General features: G+C 67.4%; 19 protein-coding genes. 12 read left to right on the forward strand and 7 right to left on the reverse strand.

Annotation, left to right across the window (positions count from 1 at the left end):
• Positions 1 to 74 precede the first annotated feature (74 nt).
• Both EDF39_RS12490 and EDF39_RS12495 read left to right on the forward strand, forming a co-directional pair.
• Complete coding sequence (locus EDF39_RS12490) at positions 75 to 1,535, forward strand: NCS2 family permease (protein ID WP_055957428.1); 1,461 nt, start codon at positions 75 to 77, stop codon at positions 1,533 to 1,535.
• 113 nt (positions 1,536 to 1,648) lie between these two features.
• Complete coding sequence (locus EDF39_RS12495) at positions 1,649 to 3,058, forward strand: right-handed parallel beta-helix repeat-containing protein (protein WP_123943635.1); 1,410 nt, start codon at positions 1,649 to 1,651, stop codon at positions 3,056 to 3,058.
• Here EDF39_RS12495 and EDF39_RS12500 read toward each other — a convergent pair whose 3' ends face one another.
• Positions 3,059 to 3,601 carry a YbhB/YbcL family Raf kinase inhibitor-like protein gene (locus EDF39_RS12500; RefSeq protein WP_123943637.1) on the reverse strand — a complete coding sequence of 181 codons (543 nt, stop codon included), beginning with the start codon at positions 3,599 to 3,601 and terminating at the stop codon, positions 3,059 to 3,061.
• A gap of 425 nt (positions 3,602 to 4,026) precedes the next feature.
• Between EDF39_RS12500 and EDF39_RS12505 the strand changes: the two genes are divergently transcribed.
• The 3 genes from EDF39_RS12505 (at position 4,027) to EDF39_RS12515 (ending at position 6,666) form a co-directional block, all read left to right on the forward strand.
• Positions 4,027 to 4,716: a DUF559 domain-containing protein gene (locus EDF39_RS12505; RefSeq protein ID WP_123943639.1), complete on the forward strand. Its 690-nt coding sequence runs from the start codon at positions 4,027 to 4,029 to the stop codon at positions 4,714 to 4,716.
• A gap of 146 nt (positions 4,717 to 4,862) precedes the next feature.
• Positions 4,863 to 5,531 carry a DUF1345 domain-containing protein gene (locus EDF39_RS12510; RefSeq protein WP_123943641.1) on the forward strand — a complete coding sequence of 223 codons (669 nt, stop codon included), beginning with the start codon at positions 4,863 to 4,865 and terminating at the stop codon, positions 5,529 to 5,531.
• A gap of 130 nt (positions 5,532 to 5,661) precedes the next feature.
• Complete coding sequence (locus EDF39_RS12515; RefSeq protein ID WP_123943643.1) at positions 5,662 to 6,666, forward strand: aldo/keto reductase family protein; 1,005 nt, start codon at positions 5,662 to 5,664, stop codon at positions 6,664 to 6,666.
• Between the two features lie 58 nt (positions 6,667 to 6,724).
• Here the strand turns inward: EDF39_RS12515 and EDF39_RS12520 are convergent, their stop codons facing one another.
• The 3 genes from EDF39_RS12520 to EDF39_RS12530 form a co-directional block, all read right to left on the reverse strand.
• Entirely contained in the window at positions 6,725 to 7,126 is a 402-nt protein-coding gene (locus EDF39_RS12520) for a DUF3224 domain-containing protein (protein WP_123943645.1), read from the reverse strand.
• Positions 7,127 to 7,263: 137 nt separating this feature from the next.
• On the reverse strand, positions 7,264 to 8,148 hold the full coding sequence (locus tag EDF39_RS12525; RefSeq protein ID WP_123943647.1) for an aldo/keto reductase: 885 nt from the start codon (positions 8,146 to 8,148) through the stop codon (positions 7,264 to 7,266).
• A gap of 46 nt (positions 8,149 to 8,194) precedes the next feature.
• Positions 8,195 to 9,166: an aldo/keto reductase gene (locus EDF39_RS12530; RefSeq protein WP_123943649.1), complete on the reverse strand. Its 972-nt coding sequence runs from the start codon at positions 9,164 to 9,166 to the stop codon at positions 8,195 to 8,197.
• Between the two features lie 103 nt (positions 9,167 to 9,269).
• Here EDF39_RS12530 and EDF39_RS12535 point away from each other — a divergent pair, with 103 nt between their 5' ends.
• Complete coding sequence (locus EDF39_RS12535; protein WP_199726209.1) at positions 9,270 to 9,644, forward strand: TIGR02611 family protein; 375 nt, start codon at positions 9,270 to 9,272, stop codon at positions 9,642 to 9,644.
• On the opposite strand, the gene EDF39_RS12540 is transcribed toward EDF39_RS12535, so the two are convergent.
• Entirely contained in the window at positions 9,641 to 10,195 is a 555-nt protein-coding gene (locus EDF39_RS12540; protein WP_055957457.1) for a hypothetical protein, read from the reverse strand. The genes EDF39_RS12535 and EDF39_RS12540 overlap by 4 nt on opposite strands.
• 122 nt (positions 10,196 to 10,317) lie before the next feature.
• Here EDF39_RS12540 and EDF39_RS12545 point away from each other — a divergent pair, with 122 nt between their 5' ends.
• The 3 genes from EDF39_RS12545 to EDF39_RS12555 all read left to right on the forward strand — a co-directional run bounded on the left by EDF39_RS12545 (position 10,318) and on the right by EDF39_RS12555 (position 12,750).
• Positions 10,318 to 11,250, forward strand: a complete 933-nt coding sequence (locus EDF39_RS12545; RefSeq protein ID WP_123943651.1) for a DnaJ domain-containing protein — start codon at positions 10,318 to 10,320, stop codon at positions 11,248 to 11,250.
• A gap of 159 nt (positions 11,251 to 11,409) precedes the next feature.
• A complete protein-coding gene (locus tag EDF39_RS12550) occupies positions 11,410 to 11,817 on the forward strand; it encodes a hypothetical protein (RefSeq protein ID WP_123943653.1) in 408 nt (135 codons plus the stop codon).
• Positions 11,818 to 11,880: 63 nt separating this feature from the next.
• Complete coding sequence (locus tag EDF39_RS12555; RefSeq protein WP_123943655.1) at positions 11,881 to 12,750, forward strand: NUDIX domain-containing protein; 870 nt, start codon at positions 11,881 to 11,883, stop codon at positions 12,748 to 12,750.
• Positions 12,751 to 13,077: 327 nt separating this feature from the next.
• Here the strand turns inward: EDF39_RS12555 and EDF39_RS12560 are convergent, their stop codons facing one another.
• Positions 13,078 to 14,775 (reverse strand): S1C family serine protease, encoded by a 1,698-nt coding sequence (locus EDF39_RS12560; protein WP_233573119.1) that lies wholly within the window; start codon positions 14,773 to 14,775, stop codon positions 13,078 to 13,080.
• Positions 14,776 to 14,960: 185 nt separating this feature from the next.
• Between EDF39_RS12560 and EDF39_RS12565 the strand changes: the two genes are divergently transcribed.
• The 3 genes from EDF39_RS12565 (at position 14,961) to EDF39_RS12575 (ending at position 16,861) form a co-directional block, all read left to right on the forward strand.
• Positions 14,961 to 15,437 (forward strand): FHA domain-containing protein, encoded by a 477-nt coding sequence (locus EDF39_RS12565; protein WP_194606282.1) that lies wholly within the window; start codon positions 14,961 to 14,963, stop codon positions 15,435 to 15,437.
• Positions 15,437 to 16,135, forward strand: coding sequence for a MerR family transcriptional regulator (locus EDF39_RS12570; RefSeq protein ID WP_123943659.1), 699 nt, complete (start codon positions 15,437 to 15,439; stop codon positions 16,133 to 16,135). Before EDF39_RS12565 ends, EDF39_RS12570 begins: the two co-directional genes overlap by 1 nt.
• Positions 16,136 to 16,378: 243 nt before the next feature.
• The gene (locus EDF39_RS12575; protein WP_123944210.1) at positions 16,379 to 16,861 is read left to right on the forward strand and encodes a MerR family transcriptional regulator; all 483 of its coding nucleotides are present in this window, start codon (positions 16,379 to 16,381) and stop codon (positions 16,859 to 16,861) included.
• A gap of 73 nt (positions 16,862 to 16,934) precedes the next feature.
• On the opposite strand, the gene EDF39_RS12580 is transcribed toward EDF39_RS12575, so the two are convergent.
• Positions 16,935 to 17,750, reverse strand: a complete 816-nt coding sequence (locus EDF39_RS12580) for a ParA family protein (RefSeq protein ID WP_055961752.1) — start codon at positions 17,748 to 17,750, stop codon at positions 16,935 to 16,937.
• Between the last annotated feature and the right edge of the window lie 4 nt (positions 17,751 to 17,754).

Consider the following 17,754-nt stretch of genomic DNA (forward strand, 5'->3'; position numbering starts at 1 on the left):
CGCGCGGGCTTATGCTGTGACTTTGCGTTTTGCGGCCTTGCACGTCGCGCACGTTCAGTTTCAGAGCTCGAGGAGTGACTGTGTCGAATTCGACGACCACCCGGATCCTGCCCACCCTCGATCGGTTCTTCGAGATCACGAAGAGGGGCAGCACCTGGGCGACCGAGGTGCGTGGCGGTCTCGTCACGTTCGTGACGATGGCGTACATCGTCATCTTGAACCCGCTGATCCTCGGCGGGTTCTCGGCCGACCAGGCGGCGAAAGACATCGCCGGCAACTGGTTGCAGAATGCCCAGGTCGGTGCCGTCACGGCACTCACCGCCGGTGTGATGACGATCCTGTTCGGTCTCGTCGCGCGTCTTCCGTTCGGCCTGGCCGCGGGGCTCGGCATCAACTCCTTCCTGGCCGTCAGCGTCGTCAAAGACGTCACCTGGCCCGAGGCGATGGGCCTCGTCGTCATTGAGGGCCTCATCATCGTGATCCTCGCCGCGACCGGCCTGCGCACGCTCATCTTCAAGGCGGTGCCGCAGGCCCTGAAGACCGCGATCAGCGTCGGCATCGGCCTCTTCATCGCTTTCATCGGGCTCGTCGACGCCGGCTTCGTGCGCACGTCGGGGGAGGCGTCGCCGCCGGTCCAGCTCGGAATCGCAGGATCCGTCGAGACGTTGCCCACCATCGTGTTCGTCATCGGACTCGTCGTGATCGGCGTCCTCGTCGCTCGCAAGGTCCGCGCCGCGATCCTCATCGGCATCGTCGTCACCACGGTCATCGCGATCATTCTCAATCTCATCTTCAAGGTGCCTGAGTCGCTCGGCACGAACCCCGCGGGGTGGAACCTCAACGCACCCGGGCTCCCGACCAGCATCGTGTCGCTGCCCGACCTCTCGCTCGTCGGTCAGTTCGACCTCTTCGGCGCTTTCTCGCGTATCGGCGGAGTCGCGGCGACGATGCTCGTCTTCACCCTGGTCTTCACGAACTTCTTCGACGCGATGGGCACGATGACCGGCCTCGCCCGCCAGGCAGGCGTCGCTGCCCCCGACGGCACGTTCCCGCGCCTTCGCCCCGCCCTGATCGTCGAGGGCATCGGCGCTGTGGCCGGTGGCGCGTCGAGCGGTTCGTCGAACACGGTGTTCGTCGAGTCGGCATCCGGCGTCGGCGAGGGCGCGCGTACGGGGCTCGCGTCGGTCGTGACCGGCCTGCTGTTCGTGCTCGCGATGTTCTTCACGCCGCTGACCCAGGTCGTTCCGCTGGAGGTCGCCGCGGCTTCCCTCGTCGTCGTCGGTGCGCTCATGGTGTCGCAGATCAAAGACATCGTCTGGACCGACTTCAGCGTCGCGCTCCCGGTCTTCCTTACCATCATCGTGATGCCGCTCACCTACTCGATCTCGAACGGCATCGGTGCCGGATTCATCTCGTGGGTGCTGCTCCGGTCGCTCTCCGGTAAGGGCAAAGAGATCAGCCCGCTGCTGTGGGTCGTCGCTCTGGGCTTCGTGATCTACTTCGCTCGCGGTCCGATTCAGGCCTGGATCGGGTAGCTCTCAGCCCTCCGTTGGGGGAGTCGGCGGGGACGGTAGTTCTGTGCCGTTCCAATCTGGTGAGAGCTGCCCGAATTTAATATGTCACAAACCGTCTAGGCTTTTTGCCTGTGATGGATATCAGCGACGAACACCTCCCGGCGACCTTCTCGCGGCGCGCACTCCTGACGACCGCGCTGGGTGCTTGGATCGCGGGTGCCCTCGCGCCGGCGTCGCCCTCACAGGCCGCGACGAGGCAACCGAGCCCCGAGCGACGGTTCTTCTACCTCGCTTCAACCGGCGACAACAGCGCCGACGGGCGCACACCCGCAACAGCCTGGCGGTCTCTCAACCGGTTGGGCACAGCTCTCTACACGGGCGCCGTCACTCGGGGCGACAGCGTCCTGTTTCGGCGGGGTGACACGTTCTACGGGCACATCGAGCACATCCCCGCCCTCGAATCGACGGCGGAGACGCCCGCCCCGCTCGTCCTCGACGCCTACGGCGAGGGCGACCGCCCGGTGATCTGCGGATACAAGATCTGCGACGACCCCACCCAGTGGAAGCCGGTCGGCGACGGCCTCTGGAGCCTCGAACTCACCCTGCGCTCCGGCGCATACACGGGCAACGTCGATTCGCAGAACGTCGACGTCGGCTTCGTGAAGGTCGACGGGATGATCTACGGCCAGAAACGCTGGAGCAGATCCGAGCTCGTCGACGACTGGGATTTCGTCTCGAACGCCAATCCGTTCGTCATCCGCTCGCAAGAAAACCCCTCGCTAGACGGGCGGCGGGTCGAGATGGCGGTCGGCGAGCATCTCATTGCCTCTCAGAGCGGATTGGCTGTCTCCGGCCTGGAATTGCGCGGTGGCGGAGCTCATGGGGTCCGCACGCCGTCCGGAGGGGTCCACAACCTTCACCTCAGTGATCTGGTCATCACGGAGATCGGCGGTGGGGAGCTGTTCGGCTCACCGGGGGCTCGCTTCGGCAACGGCATCGAGATAGGCATCGGAGCCTCGGGCGTTCTGGTCGAGAACTGCTCTGTGAGCCAGTGCTACGACGTCGCGTTCACCTGTCAAGGGCCGCAGACGCCGACCGCGCGGGGATGGCGTGACGTGGTGTTCCGCGGCAACACTGCCGCCGACAACACGCAGTCTTTCGAGGTGTGGTCGAGCGGCACCGACCGGGGCCCGGGCTCCGGCTTCGTCGATTGCGCCTTCGTCGACAACGTCTGCTCGAACGCCGGCGGTGGGTGGGGTGCGCGCGTCCGCCCCGACAACGTCGGTAAGAGCACTCACCTGCTCTTCTACGGAATGGAGCTCCCGTCACCCATCGACATCTCGGGCAACACCTTTCGTTACGCGGCTCAGAACTACGCGTACTTCCGTGCCGGCATACCGCCAGAGCTCCGACTCGATCGCAACACCATCGAACTGGACCCAACCACTCCGCTGCAGTTCGGCAAGCCCTTCACCGTCGCGACGGCCGCCGAATGGACGGCCGCCGCGGGGGTCGAGCGGAACAGCAGGTTTACTGCTCGGTGACTACTTCGCCTCCCACCACGGCGCGATGACGGCGCGCGCGAGGGTGTGCGAGAAGAGGTTGAAGCCGAGAAACGCCGGCGATGCAGTGTCGTCGATGCCAAGCGTCTCGACGTCGACGGCGTGCACGGCGATGAAGTAGCGGTGCGGGCCGTGCCCGGCTGGCGGTGCGGCTCCGAGGAAGTGCGCGAGACCACCGTCGTTCTTCAGCTGAAAGGCACCGTCGGGTAGCCCGGAGCCCTCGGCATCGCCCGCTCCCGACTCGAGCGAGGTGACCGACACAGGCACATCGACGACGGCCCAGTGCCAGAAGCCTGCCGCGGTGGGCGCATCGGGGTCGTACATGGTGACGGCGAAGCTCTTCGTCTCATCGGGGAAACCCGACCACGACAGCTGCGGGCTGACGTCGCCGCCGCCCGCCCCGAAGATGCCTGAGACCTGAGGCGTCGAAAGCGGGGCGCCGTCCTGAACGTCGGTCGAGGTGAGGGTAAAGCTCGGAACGTCGCCGATGGCGTCGTACGGCGAGGGGGTCGAGGTGCTGCTCATGAAAACTCCTTCTGTTGCGTCTGTCGCCTTCGTTCTACACGAGCCCCCCGGCTTTGCGCTCAGCTGCCGCCGCCCCGCCCCGAGATGGCCCCAACGACAAGGATCCCGCTGGCTGGCTGCAGACTGAGCCATCTCGCGATGTCGGCACCTGTGGAGAACGTCCCCGTCGGATCCTTCACCTCGGTCATCCTGTCGGCATGAAACCGGACGCCCTTCCCTCTCCGCTCGCTCAGGAGTCGTTCCGCGTCGGCGCTGGCCTGGAGCATGTGCCGTACTCGCGGCTACGCCGGGTCGACTTCGTCGCGCTGGCCCATGGCCTGCGGGTCCATCGGAGTCGAGCCGATCTCCAGCGAGCTCGACTCGCCGCTCCGCTGCTGGGAGCCAACCAGTTCTTCAGTCACACCACAGCGGCTGAGGTGTGGGGGATGCCCGTGCCGTTCGATGCGGCCCTGCACACGACCACGATCGGGGCAGGCTCGGTGACTCGTCGTCCCGGTTTCGCCGGTCACCGGGTCTCGCCTGAAGGCGTCAGCGTGGAGGTTGTGCGAGGCATACGGGTTTCGCCGCGCCTGCAGACATGGGGCGAGTGCGCAACCGTTCTCACTCAGGAGGAGCTGATCATCGTCGGCGACTACCTCGTGGGGCCGAGATGCGGTCATTCTCTTGACGAGCTGGAGGCCGAGGTGGCACGCCGCCGGGGGCAGCGAGGGGTTCGAGGCCTGCGGCATGCCCTCGCGTCGGTGTGTATCGGCGCAGAGTCGCCGCGCGAAACGCGGCTTCGGCTCCAATTGCTCGACGCCGGCTTTCGCCTTCCGCTGCTCAATTGCTCCATCCACGACGGGCCAGGGCGCTTCATCGCTCGTCCTGACATCATCTACGGCCGAGAGCGCGTCTGCGTCGAGTACGACGGTGATCATCACCGCACGGATCGCAAGACGTATCGAGACGACAAGCGACGGCGTGAAGCCCTTGCCGACGCAGGATGGCGCGTGCTGTATCTCTCCGACGACGACCTCTCCGGTCGCAGCTGGGAGGCGTTCGTCGTCCGCCTGGGCCGCGCGCTGGCACGGGGCGAATCGGACTATCTGGCGCGGCGGGCCATGCGGCATTCATGACGGCCAGCGAGATGGCCGAATCTACGCTTGGCGCGCCGCAAAGACGTAGGCTCGGCCATCTCACGGGCCAGGACGGTCTCGGGTCTGCGCGCCGCGCGCGCCATGGGACGCCCGCCACATGCGCCCGCACGTGCCACGATCAGACCATGAGCACACTCGCGACCGCAGCCGCAGCCGACGCCGTCAAGGGCCGCTCTCGGCTCCGGTTCGCGGCGATGATCGCGATCGGCGTCGTGGTCGGAGGAGCCGCCGGCCTGTTCGGAGCCGGCCTCTCGTCGATCGTGATCGGCTGGGCCGCCGCGTGCCTCAGCTATCTCGTCTGGGTGTGGCTCGCCGTCGGGCGCTTGAGCGGCGAGCAGACCCGTCAGCATGCGACCCGTGAAGACCCCTCGCGCCCGACGAGCCACCTGCTTCTGATCGTGGCGTGTACCGCGTCGTTGGCCGCGGTTGCCACGCTCGTCGTGTCGGCCAACCGAGCCTCGGGAGCGGAGGCTGGCCTCCTCGCGGGGCTCGCGGTAGTGAGTGTGGCGCTCTCGTGGTTCCTCGTGCACACGCTGTTCATGCTTCGCTACGCCGTGCTCTACTACAGCGGCACCGCCGAGGGCGGAATCGACTTCAACCAGCCCGAGCCGCCCGACTACGCCGACTTCGCCTACCTCGCGTTCGATCTGGGGATGACGTTTCAGGTGAGTGACACCACGGTGTCGTCCAGCGCGATTCGACACGTCGTGCTCCGGCACTGCCTCCTGTCGTACCTGTTCGGCACGGTGATCCTGGCGACCCTCATAAACCTCGTCGCCGGTCTCGGATCCTGACCGGCAACGCACGGAGTATCGCTCCATCCGCTCGTGTCAACCCGTGCAGCCGCACCCGAGTGAGCGCTCACCCGCGGAGTAGCGTTGATGGGGGCGCACCGACGCGCCCACGACAAGGAGCATCGTTCGCATGGAATTCAGGTATCTCGGCAACTCGGGCCTCAAGATCTCCGAGCTCACCTACGGCAACTGGCTGACGCACGGCTCCCAGGTGGAGAACGACACGGCGACCGCGTGCGTGCGCAAGGCGCTCGACGTCGGCATCTCGACCTTCGACACGGCCGACGTGTACGCCAACACTCAGGCCGAGACGGTTCTCGGCGAGGCCCTGAAGGGGGAGCGTCGCGAGTCGCTCGAGATCTTCACCAAGGTCTACGGGCCGACCGGGCCGAAGGGTCACAACGACACCGGTCTGAGCCGTAAGCACATCACCGAGTCGATCAATGGATCGCTGAAGCGCCTCCAGACCGACTACGTCGACCTCTATCAGGCGCACCGCTACGACGTCGAGACCCCGCTCGAAGAGACGATGCAGGCGTTCGCCGACGTGGTCCGCCAGGGCAAGGTGCTTTACATCGGCGTCAGCGAGTGGAACGCCCAGCAGCTCCGCGACGGGTCCGCCCTCGCGAAGGAGCTCGGCATCCAGCTCATCTCGAACCAGCCCGAGTATTCGCTCCTCTGGCGCGTGATCGAAGGCGAGGTCGTGCCGGCGTCGAAGGAGCTCGGCATCTCGCAGATCGTCTGGTCACCCGTTGCTCAGGGCGTGCTCACCGGCAAGTACAAGAAGGGCGCAGAACTGCCCGCAGGATCCCGCGCGACCGACGAGAAGGGCGGCGCCGGCATGATCTCGCGCTGGATGGGCGACGACGTGCTCGACGCCGTGGCTCAGCTGGAGCCGATCGCGAGCGATCTCGGTCTGACCCAGGCGCAGCTGTCGCTCGCCTGGGTTCTGCACAACGACAATGTCGCGTCGGCGATCATCGGCGCGTCTCGCCCCGAGCAGGTCGAGTCGAATGCGGTCGCGGCCGGCGTGAAGCTCGAGGCCGACGTCGTTGCGCGCATCGAGGCGGTGTTCGAGGGGCTGGCCGAGACCGATCCGTCGAAGACGCAGATGCCGGCGGGCCGCGAAGCCTAGCGAGTTCGGGTTCGGCCCCGGCGCATGATGCGGGGCCGAGCCCGAGGATCCTTCGGGGTCACGAAGAAAGAAGGCTCAGCACGAAGAACGGACCGCCGTTGTCGTGCTGGATCGCCGCACTGCCCGCAAACCGAGCGAAGTCGCCCGTGCCCGAACCCGGCACGATGTTGCCGAACTGACCGGAGTCGCTCGGAGTCTGCATCGCGCCGTGGTGGATGGTGATGGCACCCGATCGACCGTCGTCGAGGGTTCCCGACAGGCGCTCGACGGCGACGTAGCCGCGACCGGTCTCTTCCTCACCCGAGGTGAGAAAGACCAGGTCGCTCTGCCCGACGAGCCCGGCCGTGAACGTCTTGTGCATGGCCAGGCCCTGCACCCACGACGCATCGGCGCCCGGGATGTCGACCGGTGTCGCCGCCGTGACGTCGAAGCGGAGGGTCAGGGTCTCGACGATGTCCATGCGCTCACGCTACCCGACGCGACAAATCGGCCCCATGGCGAACTGGGCACGGCACCACAATTCGGCCCCGACACCGCAAATCGGGCCCGACCCCGCCGAAAGGCGGTGCCGGACCCGAAGTAGAGTGTCGTTACGAGCTACGCGGGAACGCTCGCCGCTTCGAGGCGGCCGAACTCCTCGTCGCTCAGCTTGATCGACGCGGCTGTCGCCGAGTCCATGATCGACTGCGGACGCGACGACCCGGGGATCGGGATCACGACCTCCGACTTCTTGAGCTCCCACGCGAGTGTGAGCACCTGCGGGCTGACCCGGCGGGCGTTCGCGATCTCGGCGAACACGGCGTGGTTCTGACCGAGGTCGGCAGCGTTGGTGATGCCGCCGAGGGGGCTCCAGGGGAGGAACGCGACGCTCATCTCGTCGCAGAGCTCGAGCTCGGCCGTCGACGACAGGAACGCCGGCGAGAACTGGTTCTGCACGCTGACCAGTCGACCGTCGAGGATGTCGTTCGCCTCGCGGATCTGGTCAACGTCGGCGTTCGAGATACCGGCCATCCGGATGACGCCCTCGTCGAGCAGTTCGACCAGTGCACCGATCGAGTCGGCGTAGGGCACCGACGGGTCGGGTCGGTGGAACTGGTAGAGCCCGATCGACTCGACGCCGAGCCGCTTGGCCGAGGCTTTCGCAGCCTCTTTCAGGTGCTCGGGTCGGCCGTCTTGATCCCAGCCGCCGTCTTTGTTGTGGACGCGGGTGTGGCCGCCCTTGGTCGCGACGAGGATCTCGTCGGTGTTGCCGTGCCAGGCCTTCAGGGCTTCGGCGATGAGGATCTCGTTGTGGCCCTCGTCGTCCAGCTTGCCCGACAGGCTGTAGGCGTCGGCGGTGTCGATGAACGTGATGCCGGCTTCGAGAGCGGCGTGGATCGTGGCGATCGACCGCTTGCGCTCAGGGCGCCCCTCGATCGACATGGGCATGGCGCCCAGTCCGATGGCGCTGACGGTGACGTCTCCGATGGTGCGTGTCTTCATGAGTTCTCTTTCGACGATGAAAAGAAGGGGTTGAGGATCCGGCTGGTCACCACGCGTAGTCCTCGGGAGCGGGCTGGTGGCCGGGGAAGATCGCGTCGAGCTTATCGAGGGCGTCCTGGTCGAGCTTGATATCGACGGCGGCGACGGCCGAGTCGAGCTGCGCCATGGTGCGCGGCCCGGTGATCGGGCCGGTGACTCCGGGCTGGTGCAGCAGCCAGGCGAGAGCGAGCTCGCCGGGCTCGTGGCCGAGCTCTTTCGCCAGGTTCTCGTACGATTCGAGCTGAGGGCGGTGGCTGTCGACGAACTCCTTCGATCGGCCTTCGAGACGACGCTTTCCGCCGTCTTCCTTGCCGATGATGCCGCCGAGGATCCCGCCCTGCAGCGGCGACCATGGGATCACGCCGAGGCCATAGTGGCGCGCCGCCGGGAGCACCTCGAGCTCGATGTCGCGGGCGATGAGGTTGTACAGGGACTGCTCGCTGACCAGCCCGAGGAAGTGCCTCGACTTCGCGGCCTCCTGCGCCTGGGCGATGTGCCAGCCGGCGAAGTTGCTCGACCCCGCGTAGAGGATCTTGCCCTGGGCGACTGCCACCTCGATGGCACCCCAGATCTCGTCCCAGGGGGTGTCACGGTCGACATGGTGGAACTGGTAGACGTCGATGTAGTCGGTCTGCAGTCGCTTCAGGCTCGCGTCGAGAGCGCGACGGATGTTGAGGGCGGAGAGTTTGCCGTCGTTCGGCCAATCTCCCATGTCGCCGTAGAGCTTCGTGCCGAGCACCGTCTTCTCACGACGCCCGCCGCCCTTGGCGAACCAGCGGCCGATGATCTGCTCGGTGATTCCCTCGCCCTTGGCCCAGCCGTAGACGTTGGCCGTGTCGAAGAAGTTGACGCCCTTGTCGTGGGCGGCATCCATGATCGCGTGGGAGTCGTCTTCGGTCGTCTGCGGGCCGAAGTTCATGGTGCCGAGAATGGTTCGGGAGACGGAGAGTCCCGTGCGTCCGAGATGTGTGTAGTCCATACCTCCTGCCTAGACCCTCGGGTCGGCGTTCGCCCGTCTCGCGCACAGGCGCTGTTCACCCGGCGTGCCGGTTGTTCCCACGCAGGATCGGTACGATCCCCGAATGTCGATGCACGAGGAGAACCACCCCGCGCACCACCACCGACTTCGCAACTCGAAGGTGGCGAAGCGGGGTCGTCTCTTTCGCGCGCGCCTCAACCTCTACCCGCGCCTTCGTCTCGCCTACAAGATCCTCATCGGCGTGCTCGGGGTGACGGTCGTGATCATCGGGCTGATCCTGATCCCGCTTCCCGGTCCGGGCTGGCTCGTTGTCTTTCTCGGCCTGGCGCTGCTCGGCACCGAGTTCCCTGCCGCCCACCGGTTCAACATGTGGGTACAGCGCAAGGTCAAGGCGGTCATCGCCTCGTTCCAGGCCCGGCGTCGCCGTCGGGCGGCCGAGCGAGCGCAGCGCTCTCAGCGGGCCACTGCCCAGCGCTAGACCTCAGCGGTCGCTTCGGTGCCCCACGTCGTGATCTCGCGGGGAACGGCGAGTTCGTGGCCGCCGGCCTCGGCGAGCACTTCGACGGCCCGCACCCGGTCTGACACCACTCCGCCCGTCGACACCATCCACGATCCGACCAGCACGCTGTCATCGACGGTCGAGTGCACGGCGACACCAGCGATGTCGAACACCCCGTAGGCGGGTTCCGCGAACGTGACGCGCAGCAGCGCCCCGTGCGCCACGGTGTCGCCCACCGCGGGTGGCGAGGTCGGCAGTGCCTCTTCCGCCGCTGCGCGTTCGGCCGAGTGGTACGTGCGCAGCAGCTGAAGGGTGCGCTGCGGCTTCTTGTTCGAGTCGAGCGGGTGGCTGCCGAGCGTCGAGCCGGCGAGCGACGTCGAGTACATGACCGAGCCCCGCACGGCGAACACGCCGTACCGCTCGGTCGAGAAGGTCGCGACGACGGCGTCGCCTTGCTCGAGCTCGGCGAGGAACGCCGTCAGAGCCTTGACGTTGCGCTTCGCCGGGGGAGTGAGGTCGTCGTCAGTCACGGAACGAGCCTAACGAGAGATCGGTGGGCCGCGCTGACGTCGGGCCGGATCCTCGGTGTTGGCGGACTCCCGGGCTGCGCGCCGATGGTTTCCAGCGACCGCCCGGTATTCTCTCGATACTCATGTCTGACAGCCCCGCCGCCGCCACCCCGTACGAGGTTCTCGGCGTCGACGCGAGCAGCAGTCAAGACGACCTCCGCAAGGCCTACCGCCGCCTGGCCCGCGAGACGCATCCCGACCTCGGCGGCACCCCCGAGCGGTTCCGGCAGGTGCAGATCGCCTGGGAGCGCATCGGCACTCCCGAAGACCGGGCTCGCTACGACAGCGGCACCGCGCGACCGCGCTCGTCGGCGTCATCCGAAGGCTCCGGCCACACCTGGGCTCCGCGACCCCCGCGACCGCGCGCCGAGTCGAAGCCGCGTGCCCGCGCCTTCGGGCACCCGGGCGGCCAGGAGCGCGTGAGGTTCCTCGAGCTGATGCGCGAGTGGGTCGGGCGAGGAGAGCCGCTCGACGATCCGTACGACCCGTTGCTCGTGCGGTCGGCACCCTCAGAGATCCGCAGGATCCTGGCCAAGGCCGTTGCCGAAGAGACCACCGCGACCGCTGTCGTCGACCTGGGCATCGCCTACACGATCTGGAGCAACGTCGCCTGCGGGCGCGAGCCCGAGCTCGACCACATCGTCCTTGCCCCCACGGGCCTCTATGCGATCAACTCCGAAGACTGGGGTTCGTCGGTGCGACTCGTCAGGGGGGAGGTCGAGACGGCCAACCTGGTGGCGGGGGAGCAGCCGGTGCGAACCCTCACCCGCAGCGCGCGGGCGTTCGAGAAGTCGAGCCGGGTGCCCTTCACCGCGCAGCTCATCGTCGTGCCCGACGAGGCTCTCGACGACCCGGTCGAACCGGCGGGCAAGGGTCGGCGCAACTCGACGTTCCTCGTGCGCCGGTCAGTGCTCCCGCACGTGCTCCGTGGTGCTCTCACCGGGGGCGAGAGCACCGACCGCGTCGACGTGTTCGAGCTGCGGGACCGACTCCAGCAGGCAGTGCGATTCGTCTGATCCGCCTCTGGCTCGCAACGCTCCGCCCTCGGGTCTTCGGCACCGCCACGGTCCGGTGAGTGGCCCCGATCTGCTGGTGTGAAGCGAGCCGCATCATCAGATCCAGCACAATCACCCGGTGGAGCGACGGGTAGCCTGGAGGGCAAACCAGGAGGATCCGTGTCAGACGCCGACGACGAGCTCGCCAGCAAGCCCGCCCGGCCCGTGACGTCGATGACGCTGCGTGCCGAGAGGCTGCGCCGCCAGTTCGCGCAGGCGGCGGGGGCGAAGGTCGACGCGTCGGATCCTGGTCTGTCGGTCGCGCCGACTCCCCGCGATCCCGAGCTCACCAACGTCTTCGCCGTGATCGGGTTCGTCGCCGGGATCGTCGCGATCTTCCTCGACTTCTTTTTCGTGCCGACAGTCGTCGCGGCCGTGTTCTGCGTGCTCGCGCTCCGCCGTGCGCACGAGCTGGACGCCCGGGGCAAGGGGCCGTTCGGCCGTCGTCGCGCTCTCTGGGGTTTCGGCCTCGCCGGTTTCGGGGCGCTCGGCATCCTGTTTCAGCTGTTTGTCCGTCCGCTCTTCTGAGACCACGGGAGCGGGAGGCTTCGGGCGGCGTCTGCCTTTCCCGGAACGTGGCAAGCTCGTGTCGTGAGCATCCACGGACCCGCCGACGGTTGGGTCGTAGCGCCCGACGGCCGTAAATTCTGGGGCAAGGCCGGTGCGGCCGGTTTGCTGATCGTCGATGCGTCCGGTCGCGTTCTTCTTCAGCACCGCGTCGAATGGAGCCACTTCGGCGGCACCTGGGGTATCCCCGGCGGGGCACGGGCGTTCGACGAATCCGCTGTCGACGGTGCCCTGCGCGAGAGCGCCGAGGAGGCGAGTGTTCCGGCGTCGGCGCTTCGGCTTCTGTTCACCTCCGTGGTCGATCTGGGCTTCTGGTCGTACACGACGGTCGTGGCCGAGGCCGTCGTCCCGTTCGAGCCGGTCATCGGCGATGGCGAGAGCGAGGCGCTCGAGTGGGTGCCGATCGACTCCGTCGACGCTCTGCCCCTCCACCCGGGCTTTGCGTCGTCGTGGGCTCGGCTTCGGCCCCTGCTCTCGTCGCGGCTGACGCTCGTCGTCGACGCCGCGAACGTCGTCGGATCCACCCCCGACGGCTGGTGGAAGGATCGCGCCGGGGCCACGTCTCGCCTGATCGGGCGGCTGTCCGCGCTCACGTCTGACGGACTCCCTGCGGCTTCGGTGGCCGACGACGACTCGGTCGCCGTCCGCTGGCCGTCGGTCGTCGTCGTTATCGAAGGGCAGGCGAAAGACCTCGAGGATCCGCCGGCCGACCCCGCTCTCCGCATCGTCCGGGCCGCCTCCGACGGCGATTCCGCCATCGTGGCCGAGGCCGCTCGTGCTGTCGGTTCGGCGCGCACCGTCGTCGTCACCGCCGATCGCGGTCTCGCCGCGCGTGTCGAGGCCCTCGGTGCCGTTGTTATGGGCCCTCGCGCCTTGCTAGACCTGCTGCCCTAGCTGCGCCCCTAGGCCCGTGCCCGGGCCAAAGTCGCTGACGCACCCCCGCCTGGCCAGATCGACCCCGGCATTCGGGGGTTGTCTGGCCATCCGGGGGTGCCTCACGCTCACGAGGGTGCGGGTTAGCCAGTTCGCCGCTGGTTTTGCCGCCGCTGCCTTCGAGCAACGCAGCGAGACTCCACGAATGGCCTATCGCGGCCGCACGCATGGGCACATTGGGGAGTCTCGCGGGTGCTGGCGCGAGCGGGAGCGGAGTTGCAGCATCAACCGCGCACAGCACGAGGCCGCCCTCCCGGCAGGGAGAGCGGCCTCGGAGCGACGCGGGGGTCAGGCGGCGGGGCCCTCACCGAGCGTCACGGTGACGGTCTTGCTCGCGCCGTTAGCGTCGGTGTAGGTCACCTTGACCGAGTCGCCCGGGTTGTACGACTGGATGGTCGACGTGAGCGAGTCGGCGTCGGTGACGGACTTAGAGTCGATCGCGGTGATCGTGTCTCCGGCGACGAGACCCGCCTTTGCGGCGGCGCTGCCCGAGACGGTGCCCGCGATGGTGACACCCGAGCCGGTCGTGCCGGTGCCGGTGCCGCCGTCGGTGCCGGTGCCCGTCCCCGAACCGGTACCCGTCGACGAGATCTGCGCGCCCAGGAACGCCGGGAGCCCGATCTGGATCGTGCCGGACTCGTTGCCGTCGAGGATATTGCTGGCGATCGACAGTGCGCTCGAGATCGGGATCGCGTACCCGGTCGTGTCGGAGGTGCCCGACGACGCGGCTGTGATGATGCCGATGACGTCGCCGTCGGCGTTGCGCAGCGGCCCGCCGGAGTCGCCCGAGACCACGTCGGCGCTGACCTCGATGAGGTTCTTCAGCGACTCGGTGCCGGAGCCCGATTCGCTCTGCACGGTGATCGACTGATCGGTGGCGAGCACGGTGCCCTTGGCCGTGACGAGGCTTCCTGTGCCCTCGGCGTTGCCGGTCGAGTGCACGGTGTCACCCGCGGCGACGGTGTCGTTCTCCCCGAACGAAACCGTCTGCAGCCCGCTGGCGTCTTCGAGCTTGAGCACGGCGACGTCGTTCGTGGCATCGGTGCCGACCACCTTGGCCGTGTACGTCTTGCCAGTCGAGACAACGGTCACCTGGATGCTGGTGGCACCCTGCACGACGTGGTTGTTGGTGAGGATCTCACCGTCGCTGGTCATGACCATGCCGGTGCCGGCCGACTTCGACGACTCGTTGTAGTCGAGCGTCGACACGATGGTGACGACACCCTGCTTCTCGGTCGCGGAGGCGCTGGTGGCGTCGCTCGGGGTGGTGCCGGTTCCGCTCGAACCATCGGAACCAGAGGATCCGTCGGTCCCGTTGCCCTGGCCGAAGCCGTAGGCGCCGAAACCGCCCGAGGAGTCGCTGCCGCTCGAACCGGAGCCGCTCGAACCGCCCGGCAGCTGCAGGGTCTGGCTCTGACCGGCCGCATCGGCCGCCTTCTCGCCGGTCGAGTGACCGATGGCGTAGGCGCCGCCGCCGGCGGCTCCGGCGATGATCACACCGGCCGCTGCGGCGCCGGCGATCGTCATCCAGCGCTTCGGGCGTCGCTTCGGGTTCTGGAACGCCGGGGGCACCGCTCCGGTGCCGTACGGCGACTGTGCGGCCGGGCCGTACGGGCCGGGAGCCTGCGCGTACTGGCCGGCGGGGGAGCCGCCCTGGTTCTGCGTGGCGTAACTGTCGTGGCCCATCTCGGCCCACTCGGATCCTGGTGTCGCTGACTGAATCGGGTTCGCCTCGCTGACGAAGTGAGCGGGCGTCGGTCCGGTGCGGTAGGGAAGCGTGTGCGCCTTCGGAGCCTCGACGGACGGAGCCTCGACGGACGGAGCCTCGACGGTCGGGGCGTCGTCGCCCGGCGTCGCTTCGAGGGGCTCGGTCGCCTGGTTCTGCTCGTTGGTTACGTTCTGGTCGTCGCCGGTGCCGTGGGATTCGGGGGTTCCAGGTGCACCGGGAGTGGTGTTGCCGCTGTCGTTCTTGCTGCTGTCGGTCATGATTGCCTTCCTGGGGCGGGGTGGTGACGTGCATTCATCCAATGCGCCCATGCATGGAAATCCCTATGACGACTCTGAGTGGCAGTGGTGAAGAGCGCAATAAGACCCTTGGAGGCCAACCCGTGAATTGGGTGCTGAAGGCGCGTAACGATTCCGCTACGCTTGGTGGCCACAGGAGGTCCATGATGGCAGAGTCAGCCACCCCACCGAACGACGCGCACGATCAGCGTCGAGAGGTAGACACGACCCTCAGCTTCAATGAGGAGTTCCAAGCCCAGCTCGCCGCGCTCGAAGGGGGCGTCTCATCCGACGAGCGCGAGGCGGTTTCGTCCCTCCCGTCGGGCTCAGCGCTTCTCGTGGTCCGCCGTGGGCCGAACATCGGTGCGCGGTTCCTCCTCGACGCCGACGTCACCGTCGCCGGTCGTCACCCCGATGCGGGCATCTTCCTCGACGACGTCACCGTCAGTCGCAAGCACGCCGAGTTCCATCGTCACGGCACGTCATTCAGTGTCAAAGACCTGGGTTCGCTCAACGGCACCTACTTCGACGGCGTCCGCATCGATGAGGCTCTCCTCAGCGATGGTGCCGAGGTCCAGGTCGGCAAGTTCCGCCTCACCTTCTACGCATCTCGAGTCGATCTCGCGAACCTGGCGACGAGGTAGTGCCCCGCGCACTGGCTCGGGCGGTCTCCGCTCCGGGCTCCTCCGACCTGTTGACGATCGGTCAGGTGCTGGCTCGTCTGAAGCCCGATTTTCCTGACCTGTCGAACTCCAAGCTCCGCTTTCTCGAAGAGCGCCAGCTGGTCACCCCGGTTCGCACCGAGTCCGGCTACCGCAAATTCTCGGGCGACGACGTCGAGCGGCTGCGCTTCATCCTGGGTCTGCAGCGAGACCACTACCTTCCGCTGAAGGTCATCCGTCAGCATCTCGACGATCTCGATGCCGGTCGCCCCCTGTCTCTGCCCACCGGCGCGGCACCCACGTCGATGCTGTCAGGCGGTCGCCGACTCGGCCGCGACGAGCTGATCGCCGAGTCGGGCGCCTCCGCGGCGCTCGTCGACGACGCCGTCCAGACCTCCCTTCTTCCGGCCGCCGATTACTACGGCGACGATCACGTCAAGGTCATGATCGCGCTCGTCGAACTGGCCAAAACCGGCATCGAACCGCGGCACCTCCGGCCGTTCCGAGCCGCCGCCGAGCGTGAGATGGGTCTCATCGAAAGCGCCGTCGCACCGACGGCCAGACGCCGCGATGCGGCGGGTCGCGCCCGCGTGGCCGAGATGGCCCGCGAGATCTCCGAGCAGCTCGAGATCGTCCGCACTTCGCTCATTCGCTCGGCGCTCGGCCGCCTCGACGCTTAGACTTCGTTCGGGTTCGAGCCAATCCCAAGACACGCCGTCGTGTCGGAGCGGATGTGGCCCGGTCGGGTCGGGGTTGTCGCTACGGTTGACCTCGGTACAACCATCAACCCGATGTTGAACCTTAAAGTTGGAAGGCGCTTAATGAGTGAGTCAGGTTCCCCCGAGGAGTCCCTCGGCGACGCACCGCACCAGGCATCAGCGCCCCGCTCGTCGTACGGCGAAGAGCTCCTTTTCACCGACGGCATGATCGAGCTCGAAGACGACCACGGCTACCGCGGCACCGCCGCCGCTCGCGCCGCCGGCATCAGCTACCGTCAACTCGACTACTGGGCTCGTACCGGTCTCGTCGAACCGACCGTCCGCGGAGCGGCAGGATCCGGCACGCAGCGTCTCTACGGATTCCGCGACATCCTGGTGCTGAAGCTCGTCAAGAGGCTCCTCGACACTGGCATCTCCCTGCAGCAGATCCGCACCGCGGTCAACCAGCTCCGCGAGTCGGGCGTTAATGACCTTGCACAGACCACCCTCATGAGCGATGGCGCCTCCGTGTACCTGTGCACGTCGAACGACGAGGTCATCGACCTCGTCTCGCGCGGTCAGGGCGTCTTCGGCATCGCCGTCGGCAAAGTGCTCCGCGAGGTCGAGAACAGCCTCGTCGAGCTCGACTCGACGCCGGCCGCCGACCCCGCCGACGAACTCGCAGCAAGAAGAACCCGCGCCTCCTAGCGCGAGACCTCAAAAAAGACCGCTTGGCGAGCTGCCAGGCGGTCTTTTTTGAGGTCTCGGCGCGAGCGCCGGGCTAGCGCTGAACGGCAGGCTCGGCGTAGTCGCCGATCTTCGCCGTGCGCATGATGCGCTCGAGCAGCTGGTCGAAGTTGCGCGCCATCTCTTGCGCGCTCTCGCCCGGCCACACGTGGAGCGGCTTCGCGGCTCCCTGAGCCTGCTGAAGCGAGGTGCGCTCCGGCAGCTGGGGGGAGAGCACGAGGGGCCCAAACATGTCGCGTAGCTCTTTGATGCGGAACTGGTGCTCGAGCGACTGCACGCGAGCGCGGTTCACGATGATGCCGAGGGGCTGAAGACGGGGGGAGAGGCCGCGACGGATCTCTTCGATGGCGCGGAGGGCGCGGTCAGCTGCGGCGACGGAGAAGAGGCCGGGCTCGGTGACGACGGTGACGCGGTCGGATGCGGCCCAGGCCGTCCGGGTGAGCGCGTTGAGCGAGGGAGCGCAGTCGATCAAGACGAGGTCGTAGTCGGCCTCGACGTTCGCGAGAGCCTCTTCGAGCTTCCAGATGTCGCGGATCGAGGGGTGGGGCCCATCGAAGTTGATCGCCGAGGGGCTGCCGATCATCACGTCGATCTTGCCCGTGCGGCCCTTCGTCCAGCCCGACGGAGCGATGGCCGCGCGGACCGTCTTCTCCTTCGGCGAGGCCAGGACGTCGGCCACGTTGAGGTGCCCGGCTACGTTGATGTCGAGACCCGTCGACACGTCGGACTGGGGGTCGAGATCCACCACGAGGGTCCGGAGACCCTTGGCGAAGGCAGCCGACGTGAGTCCGAGCGTCACGGTCGTCTTGCCGACGCCGCCTTTGAGAGAGCTGACGCTGAGTACATGCACGAAC

Origin of the sequence: Frondihabitans sp. PhB161 (assembly GCF_003814635.1) — a bacterium.
In the GTDB taxonomy this organism is placed as follows: domain Bacteria; phylum Actinomycetota; class Actinomycetes; order Actinomycetales; family Microbacteriaceae; genus Frondihabitans.

Excerpts from the sequence above, each read along its gene's own strand:
- EDF39_RS12495 (WP_123943635.1), top strand. The coding sequence starts at position 1,649 with ATGGATATCAGCGACGAACACCTCCCGGCGACCTTCTCGCGGCGCGCA.
- EDF39_RS12500 (WP_123943637.1), bottom strand. The coding sequence starts at position 3,601 with ATGAGCAGCACCTCGACCCCCTCGCCGTACGACGCCATCGGCGACGTT.
- EDF39_RS12505 (WP_123943639.1), top strand. The coding sequence starts at position 4,027 with ATGCCCGTGCCGTTCGATGCGGCCCTGCACACGACCACGATCGGGGCA.
- EDF39_RS12510 (WP_123943641.1), top strand. The coding sequence starts at position 4,863 with ATGAGCACACTCGCGACCGCAGCCGCAGCCGACGCCGTCAAGGGCCGC.
- EDF39_RS12515 (WP_123943643.1), top strand. The coding sequence starts at position 5,662 with ATGGAATTCAGGTATCTCGGCAACTCGGGCCTCAAGATCTCCGAGCTC.
- EDF39_RS12520 (WP_123943645.1), bottom strand. The coding sequence starts at position 7,126 with ATGGACATCGTCGAGACCCTGACCCTCCGCTTCGACGTCACGGCGGCG.
- EDF39_RS12525 (WP_123943647.1), bottom strand. The coding sequence starts at position 8,148 with ATGAAGACACGCACCATCGGAGACGTCACCGTCAGCGCCATCGGACTG.
- EDF39_RS12530 (WP_123943649.1), bottom strand. The coding sequence starts at position 9,166 with ATGGACTACACACATCTCGGACGCACGGGACTCTCCGTCTCCCGAACC.
- EDF39_RS12535 (WP_199726209.1), top strand. The coding sequence starts at position 9,270 with ATGTCGATGCACGAGGAGAACCACCCCGCGCACCACCACCGACTTCGC.
- EDF39_RS12545 (WP_123943651.1), top strand. The coding sequence starts at position 10,318 with ATGTCTGACAGCCCCGCCGCCGCCACCCCGTACGAGGTTCTCGGCGTC.
- EDF39_RS12560 (WP_233573119.1), bottom strand. The coding sequence starts at position 14,775 with ATGACCGACAGCAGCAAGAACGACAGCGGCAACACCACTCCCGGTGCA.
- EDF39_RS12565 (WP_194606282.1), top strand. The coding sequence starts at position 14,961 with ATGGCAGAGTCAGCCACCCCACCGAACGACGCGCACGATCAGCGTCGA.
- EDF39_RS12575 (WP_123944210.1), top strand. The coding sequence starts at position 16,379 with ATGATCGAGCTCGAAGACGACCACGGCTACCGCGGCACCGCCGCCGCT.